This is a genomic window from Hymenobacter frigidus (assembly GCF_014640435.1).
Lineage (GTDB): Bacteria > Bacteroidota > Bacteroidia > Cytophagales > Hymenobacteraceae > Hymenobacter > Hymenobacter frigidus.
In genome coordinates this window covers 29,970-40,533 of the sequence record NZ_BMGY01000038.1, presented here as the reverse complement: position 1 = coordinate 40,533, position 10,564 = coordinate 29,970, and the positions used below count along the sequence as shown (strand labels likewise).

At 56.7% G+C, this 10,564-nt stretch carries 11 protein-coding genes; 3 read left to right on the top strand and 8 right to left on the bottom strand.

Translation table 11 applies throughout. The features are described from left to right. Positions 1-215 precede the first annotated feature (215 nt). Complete coding sequence (locus IEW17_RS16360; protein ID WP_188563135.1) at positions 216-1,184, top strand: hypothetical protein; 969 nt, start codon at positions 216-218, stop codon at positions 1,182-1,184. 95 nt (positions 1,185-1,279) lie between these two features. Here IEW17_RS16360 and hisIE read toward each other — a convergent pair whose 3' ends face one another. From hisIE to IEW17_RS21270, 8 genes are all read right to left on the bottom strand, one after another. Further along, a complete protein-coding gene (gene hisIE, locus IEW17_RS16355; protein WP_188563134.1) occupies positions 1,280-1,954 on the bottom strand; it encodes a bifunctional phosphoribosyl-AMP cyclohydrolase/phosphoribosyl-ATP diphosphatase HisIE in 675 nt (224 codons plus the stop codon). An 80-nt stretch (positions 1,955-2,034) separates the two neighbouring features. After that, the gene (gene hisF / locus IEW17_RS16350) at positions 2,035-2,790 is read right to left on the bottom strand and encodes an imidazole glycerol phosphate synthase subunit HisF (RefSeq protein WP_188563133.1); all 756 of its coding nucleotides are present in this window, start codon (positions 2,788-2,790) and stop codon (positions 2,035-2,037) included. A 56-nt stretch (positions 2,791-2,846) separates the two neighbouring features. Continuing rightward, entirely contained in the window at positions 2,847-3,563 is a 717-nt protein-coding gene (locus IEW17_RS16345) for a 1-(5-phosphoribosyl)-5-[(5-phosphoribosylamino)methylideneamino]imidazole-4-carboxamide isomerase (protein ID WP_188563132.1), read from the bottom strand. Between the two features lie 29 nt (positions 3,564-3,592). Continuing rightward, positions 3,593-4,180, bottom strand: coding sequence for an imidazole glycerol phosphate synthase subunit HisH (gene hisH / locus IEW17_RS16340; protein ID WP_188563131.1), 588 nt, complete (start codon positions 4,178-4,180; stop codon positions 3,593-3,595). A gap of 80 nt (positions 4,181-4,260) precedes the next feature. Then, complete coding sequence (hisB, locus tag IEW17_RS16335) at positions 4,261-5,367, bottom strand: bifunctional histidinol-phosphatase/imidazoleglycerol-phosphate dehydratase HisB (RefSeq protein WP_188563130.1); 1,107 nt, start codon at positions 5,365-5,367, stop codon at positions 4,261-4,263. A gap of 63 nt (positions 5,368-5,430) precedes the next feature. Beyond that, positions 5,431-7,803, bottom strand: a complete 2,373-nt coding sequence (gene hisD, locus IEW17_RS21370; RefSeq protein WP_308420629.1) for a histidinol dehydrogenase — start codon at positions 7,801-7,803, stop codon at positions 5,431-5,433. 12 nt (positions 7,804-7,815) lie between these two features. Next, positions 7,816-8,667: an ATP phosphoribosyltransferase gene (gene hisG, locus IEW17_RS16325; RefSeq protein ID WP_188563129.1), complete on the bottom strand. Its 852-nt coding sequence runs from the start codon at positions 8,665-8,667 to the stop codon at positions 7,816-7,818. A gap of 157 nt (positions 8,668-8,824) precedes the next feature. Further along, complete coding sequence (locus tag IEW17_RS21270; protein ID WP_262891841.1) at positions 8,825-8,947, bottom strand: hypothetical protein; 123 nt, start codon at positions 8,945-8,947, stop codon at positions 8,825-8,827. Between the two features lie 153 nt (positions 8,948-9,100). Here IEW17_RS21270 and IEW17_RS16320 point away from each other — a divergent pair, with 153 nt between their 5' ends. Continuing rightward, the gene (locus tag IEW17_RS16320; RefSeq protein ID WP_188563128.1) at positions 9,101-9,667 is read left to right on the top strand and encodes a Crp/Fnr family transcriptional regulator; all 567 of its coding nucleotides are present in this window, start codon (positions 9,101-9,103) and stop codon (positions 9,665-9,667) included. 94 nt (positions 9,668-9,761) lie between these two features. Further along, positions 9,762-10,382 carry a hypothetical protein gene (locus IEW17_RS16315; RefSeq protein ID WP_229749065.1) on the top strand — a complete coding sequence of 207 codons (621 nt, stop codon included), beginning with the start codon at positions 9,762-9,764 and terminating at the stop codon, positions 10,380-10,382. Positions 10,383-10,564: the final 182 nt, after the last annotated feature.

Genomic DNA, 10,564 nt, shown 5'->3' with positions numbered 1-10,564 from the left:
CCTATCAAGCTGATTTTAGCTCAAAACTCACCCTCACCCCTTAATTTTTAACACAGTTCATGTGAACTTACCGTTGCATATTTACTGCCCCTACTCAGATATTATACTGAATCTAGTATAATAAAGTATAAGAATTATCTTTAAAATAAACTTTTATTTACTTACGTTGTTAACACTCTTACTCAACGTCTCCCATTGCTTATACCCTAAAGGGCATGCCAAAACTTATAGACTACCCAAGAACTGGTTATACTGGCGCTTGGGAACTAGCCGAAATAACGGATGATACCGGAGGGAAATCAACCATAGAAACTGCAGCGCGAAAATTGAACCGCAAAGTCAGCGGGTCTTTCAAAGCTATAATCGGGTCGGCTGTTAAATTTGGTCTGGTGACAAGCAAGCGTGAAATGCTAACGACCACGACGCTATTTAAGCGGATAAAACACGCTTACGACAAGCAAGAGGAATTAGTATTTCACCGGGAAGCATTTCTTACACCACCCCTATTTACCCAGCTGTGTCGAAAATTTCGGTCCCGGGAACTGCCAGTGCAAATGCTGGATGTTATGCTGATTCGCGAATTCGGGGTAGAAGAAATAAATGCTCAAGGCGTAGCCAAGGCATTTGTAGACGGAGCGCGCATGGTAGGTCTGCTCGATGAAAACAACACGATTGCTGATATCGATGCTTTGTCAGCCAAACAGACCCCTCGCCGGCAATTAACAGACCAAGCTCTTCGACTGGCAACCTTTCATCCTGAGCAAAATATACTTATGAATATACCCCCGTGGGTGAGCGAAGAAACAAAAACAAACGAAACCGTTGAGCTACCTACCGTCCCAAGAATAACTGAAACGATACAGATAGAGGTGCCCAGTCAAAATCCCAAGACTGGCCCTGATGCTATTGCTAGTCTATTCGGCTTTTTGGAACCTGATGGTAGTCAAACTACACCTTCAGAAAAACCGCCCAGACAACTCACCACAACCGAAAAACCAATTCAGCACCAACCAACTACAATTGGTACCTACTCTAGAGTTACTGCAGTTACTAACGACAACGACTCTTACCAGATTCAAATAAGTGGACCTGGCGTAAATACGGTACTTTCTATATCCGAAGAGGAAGACATTAGGTTGGCAATTGCCTTGTTAGAAAAGATTCGGCGGCAATTAAAATCTTAACCACTTAAAGGTTATTAACCGTAAAGGCCAAATGCAGAGCGCCAAATCTATATAGATTTGGCGCTCTGCATTTGGCTCTTGAAATAACTAAAAGATTAGCCTTCGGTGAGATGACGCGTATTTGGAAGACGGTGCCGCTCTTGCAAAATGCCGATTACTTCCGCTGTTGGAACACCAGCGGCAACTAACAGCACCAATAGATGATAAAGCAGGTCGGCCACTTCCCCAGGCAAAGTAGCCCGACTACCCCCGACGGCGTCAATGACAGTTTCGACAGCCTCCTCTCCTACTTTCTGAGCAATCTTAGCCATTCCTTTATTAAACAGAGAAACAGTATAAGACGTGGGAGCCCGTTCAGGAAAATCATGCCGCTCAATAATTAACCGTTCGAGGGAAGCTAAAAACCCAATCGGCGCAGCTGGAATATGCGACTGTCCCAGTTGCTCGAAGCAACTCAACGTGCCCCGGTGACACGTAGGTCCGGCAGGCGTAGCCCGGACCAGCACCGTGTCGGCATCGCAATCGATGTGCAAACTCACAACACTCAGGAAATTACCACTGCTTTCGCCCTTGGTCCACAACCGGTTTTTAGAACGCGAAAAGAATGTGACCCGGCCCTCCTGTTGCGTACGAGTCCAAGCTTCGGCGTTCAGATAGCCCAGCATAAGCACCTGCCCGGTGTCAGCATCCTGCACAATAGCCGGTGCCAGGCCCGTAACCAGGTCAAAACGCAACTCACTGGAACCGGTAACGGAATCAGAAAAATTCATAAGCAAATAAACGACGTGTCGGGTGACTATACCCAACGCATAAATGACGTAAAGAGACCCTTCTAAACCAACAACTACTCTTACAGACGCACGTGAATGCCGGCGGCGTGCAAATACTGCTTGAGGGCTGGCAAGGCCGTTTCATTGAAATGAAAGATACTGGCCGCAAGCGCAGCATCGGCGCCGCCCGCTTGAAAAACTTCCGTAAAATCGGATGGCTGCCCGGCCCCACCCGAAGCAATTACCGGCACCGAGACGGCATTGCTGACGGCCCGGGTCAATTCCAGAGCGAAGCCGGATTTTGTACCATCGTGGCTCATCGAAGTAAGTAGCAACTCCCCAGCGCCCAAGTCAGCGGCCTCTCGACACCAGTCTACCGCTTGGCGGCCAGTGGCCTGGGTGCCGGCCCGGGTCATTACCTGCCATTCGCCGTCCACTAACCGGGCATCAACCGCGACAACCACGCATTGTGAACCGAAGCGACGAGAAAGGTCAGCAATAAAACCGGGCCGCGCCAATGCCGCAGAATTAATGGAAACCTTGTCAGCTCCACTCAACAGCAACGCTTCCACATCAGCAACGGTGCTGATGCCACCGCCCACGGTAAAGGGAATATCAAGCACCCGGGCAACGTCTCGTACCAACTCAGTGAGCGGCTGACGGCGTTGGTTGGTAGCGGTAATGTCAAGAAAAACCAACTCGTCGGCACCTTCACGAGCATATCGGGCTGCCAGGGCTACGGGGTCGCCCGCATCGCGCAGGCCTTCGAACTGAATGCCTTTAACAGTGCGCCCGTCACGGACGTCGAGGCAGGGGATGAGGCGTTTTTTTACCACTATTGTCGCAGTTTAAAAGGTACTGTGGGCGATGTACTGATTAACGGTAAAATCTTTTACAAAAAAGCTTTTAGATCGGCTAGAGCAATGCTGCCTTCGTAGAGGGCTTTGCCAATAATAGCTCCGTGCATGCCTGCTTCGGCCAGCGCTTCAAGGTCGGCCACGGTGGTAACCCCGCCACTGGCCACAAACTGCGCGGTGGGAAACTCCTTTACCAAGCGCTGGTAGGTTGCCAACGAAGGCCCTTGCAGCAGCCCATCCTTGCTCACATCGGTGCAGATGAAAGTGGTGCCGCCAGCCGCCAGGTAGTCCGTAATGAAACCGGTCAGGGTAAGAGTGCTTTTGTCGACCCAGGCGTTGATGACAATGTGCTGGTCTTTGAAATCAGCTCCTAAGAATACGGTTCCAGCACCGTGCTGTTTGAGCCAAGCATGCACCGTGGCGGGCTCCCGAACTGCCAGGCTGCCCGCCGTGACGTGCGCAGCCCCGGCAGCCAACACCTGCGCCAACGATGCATCGTTCTGAATGCCTCCCCCAGCATCAATGTCCAGCGTAGTTCGCCGGGCAATTGCCTCGAGCACCGCCAGATTTACGGGCTTGCCCGCCCGGGCTCCATCCAGGTCGACCAAATGCAGACGGCGCACTCCCGCATCAGCAAAACGCTGGGCTACGGCCACCGGGTCAACGTCGTAAGTGGTTTGACGAGCGAAGTCGCCGGCACTTAGCCGAACACACTGCCCGTTGATAAGGTCGATAGCAGGGATTATTTCCAAGGGGAAGAGTAGTAAGGCGGTAGAAAAAACTATAAGGCCAAAAAATTGGCCAGGATGCGCGTGCCAACGGCCCCGCTTTTTTCGGTATGGAACTGCACCCCATGAAAATTGCCGTGCTGCACCGCCGCACTGAACGGGGCCGGGTGCGACGCCTGCGCCGTGGTGTAGGCCCCCACTGGCGCGTAATAGCTGTGCACAAAGTACACGTGGTCGGCTTCGGTTAGGCCCGCAAAAAGCGGCCCTTGCAGCGCGAGCAGGTTGTTCCAGCCCATATGGGGTACTTTATGGGCCGCATCGGGGGCAAAGCGCTGGACTGAAAACGGCAGAAGACCCAGCAACGGCGTATCGTTTTCTTCGCTGTGCAACCCCAACAGCTGCATGCCAAGGCAAATGCCCAGGAAAGGTTGCGTCAGCGTGGGCAGAACTTTGTCTAACCCAGCCTCCCGAAGGGCCTCCATGGCTGAGGACGCTTCGCCCTCGCCGGGAAACAAGACCTTATCGGCGCGACGCAGCACATCGGGGTCTGCCGTCAGGATGGGTTGGGCACCCAGTCGCTCCAGGGCAAACAGCACCGATTGCACGTTTCCGCCTTTGTAGTCTACTACTGCAATTTCCATTATTTACAATTTATATTCAAATGCATAATACCGCAAATTAATACATTCGTGTTATTATACATTTGAATAAACTACAATTTTTACAATATACCTTTGGTGCTGGGAATAGCGGAGGATTCATCCCGCTGCAAAGCCATCTTGATGGCCTTGGCTACTGCTTTGAATATGGCCTCGATTTTATGGTGTTCGTTATCACCGGCGCAGGAAATATTGAGCGTAGCGCGAGAGTTGTCTGTGAACGACTTAAAGAAGTGAAAGAACAGTTCGGTTGGTAAGTCCCCTACCCGCTCGCGCTTAAATTCGGCATCCCACACCAACCACGGACGCCCCGAAAAATCAATGGCGGCTTGGGCCAGGGCTTCATCCATGGGAAGCAGGAAGCCGTAACGGGCCAGTCCCCGCTTATCGCCCAAGGCCTGGGAGAAGGCCGTGCCCAAGGCCAGGGCGGTATCTTCCACGGTGTGATGTTCATCAATGTGTAAATCGCCTTTTACACTTATGGATAAATCGACACCGCTGTGCCGACCCAACTGCTCCAGCATGTGGTCGAAAAAACCCAGGCCGGTATGGATATCGGTTTGGCCGGTACCATCCAGATTTAGACGAATGGCAATCTGCGTTTCGTTGGTGTTGCGTTCGATGACTGCCACGCGGGCCGGATAACGCAGGAATTGGTAGATGGCCTCCCAGCTGGTTGTAGTGAGCGCGGCACGCGGGTCCGGCTCCTCTCCTATCAGGATGGCTTGCGAACCCAGATTCACAGCAAGCTGCACATCGGTCGGACGGTCACCGATGACGAAGGAGTTAGCCAGGTCGTAATCGTGGGTGGGGTCCAGGTATTGACCCAGAAGTGCAGTGCCGGGTTTGCGGGTTGGCAAGCTTTCGTGCGGAAAGCTCCGGTCGATGTGCTCAGCGGAAAATCGCACGCCTTCGCTGGCCAGAATATCCCGCATGAGCTGGTGGGCGGGCCAGAAGGTATTTTCGGGGAAGCTGGCAGTGCCCAGTCCGTCCTGGTTGCTCACCAGCACCAGCTCGTACTCGGGCAAATCGCGGGCAATGCGCGCCAGAGCGCTGATTGCCCCGGGCAGAAACTGGAATTTATCGGGCGTGAGGCCGTCGATTTGCTGGCTGGGCTGGGGCTCCACGAGGATGGTACCGTCGCGGTCGATAAATAAGGCCTTTTTCAAGTCGGGTAGCAATTAACAATGAGTAATGGATGGCGCGGGGCGCCGGTGCTGGCAATGCAACCGCTAACAGCCCGCACCAATTTCCTTTAGGGCTTGCAGTAACAGAGCGTTTTCGGTGGCAGTACCCACGGTGAGCCGCAGACAGCCGGCGCAACCGGGTTGCGTGGTACGGTTGCGCACCACGATGCCGCGGGCGCGCAGTTGGTCGTATATCGCCGTGGCGTCGGTGGTGAAACGCACCAGTAGAAAATTTGCATCGGACGGAAACACCTGGGCTACGCCTGGCACCTGTGGCAATTGCTGCGCCAGCTGGTGGCGGTTGGCCAGCAGCTCCGCGCGCATAGCATCCAGGCTTGGGGCGCTGGCTAAGGCGGTCAGCACGTGCTCCTGGGTGGCCGCCGAGATGTTGTAAGGCGGCTTTATCTTATCGAAGTACGCAATGAGGGCGGGACTACCGTAGGCCACCCCCAGCCGGAGGCCGGCCAAGCCCCAGGCCTTGGAGAAGGTTTGCAGCACCACGAGGCGCGGGAACTCCGCGAGCCGCGTGGTCCAGCTGGGGGCATCGGCAAAGTCCGCATACGCTTCGTCCACCACAACCAAGCCTTTAAAACTGCGCAGAATGGCTTCCACCGCTTCCTGCGCCAGCAAATTGCCGGTTGGGTTGTTGGGAGAGCACAAAAACACCAGCTTGGCGGTAGAGGCGGCCAGCGTTTCGACCGCGTTGGCGGGGAGCTGAAAGTCGGCCGTGAGCTGGATTCGCGTCACCCCAACATCATTGAGATTGGCGGCCACTTCGTACATGCCGTAGGTGGGCGGGCAAATCACGATGTGGTCGCGGCCGGGCGTGCAGGTCAGGCGCACCAGCAGGTCAATGGCTTCGTCGGAACCATTGCCCAGAAAAATCTGGTTGGGTGCCACCCCTTTCAAGCGCGCCAACTCCACTTTGATAGCGCGTTGGTGCGGGTCGGGGTAGCGGCTGAAATCAGCGGGACCCACCGAACCCAGGCTGTTTTCGTTGGCATCGAGCATCACCGGAGCCATGCCCTCAAACTCATCCCGCGCCGAGGAATAGGCCTGCATGCGCTCCACGCTGGGCCGGATGAGGCCCGCGTAGGGATTACTAACCGCCGCTGCCGTTGTTTTTTCGCCAGCCAGCGCTTCGAGCCGTAGCGTGACGGCGCGGGCGTGGGCCGTCAATCCTTCGGCCTCAGCCATGGTTTCAACCAACGGCCCCAAGGCACGCAGGCCAACAGGCGAAAGACGCTGAAAGGTGATTTTCCGGATGAATGAATCAAGTGAGACGCCGCTGTATTGGCGGGCATACCCGCTGGTCGGCAGTGTGTGGTTGGTTCCGGAAGCATAGTCGCCCACGGCTTCGGGCGTGAGGTGCCCCAAAAACACCGAACCTGCGTTGGTTACCTCTTTCGCCAAAGCATCGGCCTCGTCCGTGGCCAGAATCAGGTGCTCCGGCGCGTACTGATTAGAGAACGCCAGCATGGCAGCGGCATCAGGGAGCAAAATAGCCCGGCTGTTTTCGAGCGCCAGCGCGGCTACGTCCCGGCGCGGCAGCGTGGCCAGCTGACGCGTAGTTTCGGCCCGAATCTCGTCGAGCATCGCCGCCGAGTTACAGAGGACAACAACCTGCGAATCGGGGCCGTGCTCGGCCTGCGACAGTAAATCAGCCGCGACAAAGGCCGCATTAGCCGTTTCATCGGCAATTACCAATACCTCCGAGGGTCCGGCGGGCATATCAATCGCCACCCCGAACTCCGCCGCGGCCAACTGCTTGGCCGCCGTTACGTAGCGGTTGCCGGGGCCGAATATTTTATCAACAGCCGGCACCGAAACCGTACCCAGCGCCAAGGCCGCAATGGCCTGGGCCCCGCCAGCTTTCACCACCGTGGAGATTCCCAGTAATTGGGCCACGAACAAAATGACCGGGCTCACCGTGCCATCGGACTGGGGGGGCGTGCACACCACTACCTGCGGACAGCCCGCCAGCCGGGCCGGCACGCCCAGCATCAGCAGCGTGCTGAACAACGGCGCTGAGCCGCCCGGCACGTACAGGCCCACCCGCTGCACCGGCACCGCGCGCCGGCTGCAGGCCACGCCCGGCATGGTTTCTACGCGCAGCTCGGGCTCGCGCTGGGCGGCGTGAAAGGCCTCAATGTTGGCCCGGGCCTGGCGAATGGCGGCTTGTAAGTCGGCCGGAACCTGGGAAGCGGCCGCCGCAAACTCAGCCTCGGAAACCAACAGGCGGGTCATTGAGGCCTTGTCAAGTTCACTAGCTAAACTGAGCAGAGCGGCATCGCCACCTTCACGTACCTGGCCAAAAATGGCTCGTACGCGGGCGGCCACCTGCGGGGCTTCGGCAGTAGCGGCCCGCTGCTGCAGAGCGGGCCAGGTGCTGGGGTCGGGATAAGAATAAAGCTGCATGGAATGTCTGGTCTAGGCAATCATCTTTTCAATGGGCAGCACCAAGATGCCCTCCGCGCCCACGGCTTTCAACTGACTGGTGATGTGCCAAAAATCATCCTCCTGCACCACCGACTGCACCGATACCCAACCGGCCTCGGCCAAGGGCGTGACAGTGGGCGACTTGATGCCGGGCAGCAAGCGGCGCACTTCCTCCAGGGCCGATACGGGAGCGTTTAGCACAATGTACTTGCTGCGCTTGGCCCGGCGGACGGCCTGCATGCGGAAGCGCAGCTGCTCCAGCAGGTCGGCTTGCTCGGGCGTCAGGTTAGGTTGAGCGATAAGCACGGCTTCGGAGCGAAACACGGTTTCGACTTCGCGCAGGCCGTTGCCGAGCAGGGTCGAGCCGCTGCTCACGATGTCGCAGATAGCCTCCGCTAATCCGATGCTGGGGGCAATTTCGACCGAGCCGCTGATGGTGTGCAGGTGGGCCTGCACGCCTTGCTCGGCCAGGTAACGACCCAGTATATTGGGGTAGGAAGTTGCAATGTTCTTGCCTTGCAGCGTGGCCGCCGAAGCGTAAGCGTCGGCGCGGGGCACGGCCAGGCTCAGGCGGCATTTGCTAAAGCCCAGGGGTTCGACCTCCAGGTCGGGGTAGCCGGCTTCCACCAACACATTCAGGCCCACAATGCCCAGGTCGGCCACGCCATCCTGCACGTAGCCGGGAATGTCGTCATCGCGCAAAAACAGGATTTCGAGGGGAAAATTGGTAGCCTCCGTCTTGAGCTTGTAGGTGCTGCTGATGAAGTTGATGCCGCATTCACGAATGAGGGCAAGGGAGTCCTCACTGAGGCGACCGGACTTTTGAATGGCTAAACGAAGCATGAAATAAGTTACGAATGGAAGCCGCTCACACGGGTGCGAACAACTGCAGCGCCGACCCCAGGGCCAGCAATGAAATTTCCCGGAAATTGAAAGAGAATAGCCCGGCGCAAGTGTACCCCGGAACGCGGCGGTGGAGACACGGGCAGCCGGTGCTAAGCTAGCACCCGGCGTACGGCCCGGCCTCCCACAGATGGTGGTGATGATGCACGCCCGCAACTGCCCGACGGCCCGTGAGCGGGGCGGCGGCAACAGCACAAACAACGGCGGATAAGGTGGTCATCGGGCACAAAGGTAAAACGGAAACGCAAACGGCAAGCACCAGCCGGGCCGATTTTGTTGCGCCGTCAATACCCGTAACGGAGGCGAAAGGTTTGGGGACAACCAAAAGCAGCTTCGCAATCAAGTAGCGTACTTGCCCTAAAATCCGCAGCAAATGACTTCATTCATTGATTTTCTTCGTCGCATTCAGCCCATTAGTCCTGCTTTGGCGCAAGCCATTACGGAGGTCACCGTGCACGAAAATTTACCCGCCCAGCACCTGCTGCTCCGGCCGGGCCAAGTGGCGCGGCGGGTATATTTCCTCGAAACCGGCCTGGTGCGGGGCTACACGCTGCTGCACGGCCGCGAGGTTTCGTCGTGGTTTATGCAAGCCGGCGACTTCGTGATTTCCATCGTGAGCTTTCTTACCCAGCAGCCTTCGGCCGAATACCTGGAGCTGCTGGAGCCCACCGTGGTGCTTTCCATCTCCTACGAACAGCTTCAGGCACTGTACCGCGACTTCCCCGAGTTCAACCTCACCGGCCGGCTCCTGATGGAGAAGTACTACGTGCTCAGCGAGCAGCGGGCCCAGCACCTGCGCTCGCGCACGGCAATGGAGCGTTACGAGCTGCTGCTGCAAAGCTTTCCCACGGTGTTTCAGCGGGTGGCGGTGCAGCACATCGCCTCGCATCTGGGCATGGCCCCGGAAACGTTGAGCCGGCTGCGCAACCGGCAGACATAGGGCCGAGGCGGCGGGGCGAAAATGATAATTGTCAGAAATGCGACCATCACAAAATAAGAGCTTTGAACATTCTTTCATCAAAGCCTTTTGCCACATGTCAACCAAACCAGTCGCTCCGGTCAGTATACCGTTTTACCTGGCCTTGCCAGTAGGGTTTTTTATGATATTAATCCTTTTCAATGTGGTGGGGGGAGGAATTTCCGCGGCGGCAGTCATGTCTGACAATTACATGAGTGACCACACCATCTACTGCAATTCGCCAGCCGAGGCGCGGGCCGCTGGAGTATTTATCGACACGGTTATCGTCGAGCCACGCGTGGTTCAGTACGGACCGTACACGGTTGCGTTTGAAGACTGCTGGGTTGAGCAGCTGCGCGAAAGCCGCCGCGAGTCGTGGTATTCGCGGCGCGTGGTAACTAAACAAGCCAGAGCCCTGGTCAATCTGAATCTTCGAGCTACCCTCAACAATCAACCCATCGCGGATGCCGACGATTCGCCCATCCTGACCTGTGAGCAAGGCGGCGGCGGCATCTATTTAGGTCAGCAACCCCAGCAGTACCTCAGTGTGTACGCCGACATGCTGCCGGATGGCCGCCTCAACGTAGAACTTCCCCTTGCATTGACGTTGGACTATGGCCTGAAAAAAGCTCCGCAAGTCTGCTTCATTGCCTATCCCGCCAAGAGCAGAACACACCCAGCCGGCCAAGCCAAGTAGCGCTCACCTGGCCGGAGAATAAATGGCAGTGCAGCACATTGCCTCGCATCTAGGCATGGCCCCGGAAACGCTGAGCCGCCTGCGCAACCGGCTGGCATGAGGCCAAGGCGGCGGGGCGAAAATGACAATTGTCAGGAAATAGCGGGGACCTGCGCCGGAATTTTGAGGCATCCAATCACCCT

Excerpts from the sequence above, each read along its gene's own strand:
- IEW17_RS16360 (WP_188563135.1), top strand. The coding sequence starts at position 216 with ATGCCAAAACTTATAGACTACCCAAGAACTGGTTATACTGGCGCTTGG.
- hisIE (WP_188563134.1), bottom strand. The coding sequence starts at position 1,954 with ATGAATTTTTCTGATTCCGTTACCGGTTCCAGTGAGTTGCGTTTTGAC.
- hisH (WP_188563131.1), bottom strand. The coding sequence starts at position 4,180 with ATGGAAATTGCAGTAGTAGACTACAAAGGCGGAAACGTGCAATCGGTG.
- hisD (WP_308420629.1), bottom strand. The coding sequence starts at position 7,803 with ATGCAGCTTTATTCTTATCCCGACCCCAGCACCTGGCCCGCTCTGCAG.
- hisG (WP_188563129.1), bottom strand. The coding sequence starts at position 8,667 with ATGCTTCGTTTAGCCATTCAAAAGTCCGGTCGCCTCAGTGAGGACTCC.
- IEW17_RS21270 (WP_262891841.1), bottom strand. The coding sequence starts at position 8,947 with ATGACCACCTTATCCGCCGTTGTTTGTGCTGTTGCCGCCGCCCCGCTC.
- IEW17_RS16320 (WP_188563128.1), top strand. The coding sequence starts at position 9,101 with ATGACTTCATTCATTGATTTTCTTCGTCGCATTCAGCCCATTAGTCCT.
- IEW17_RS16315 (WP_229749065.1), top strand. The coding sequence starts at position 9,762 with ATGTCAACCAAACCAGTCGCTCCGGTCAGTATACCGTTTTACCTGGCC.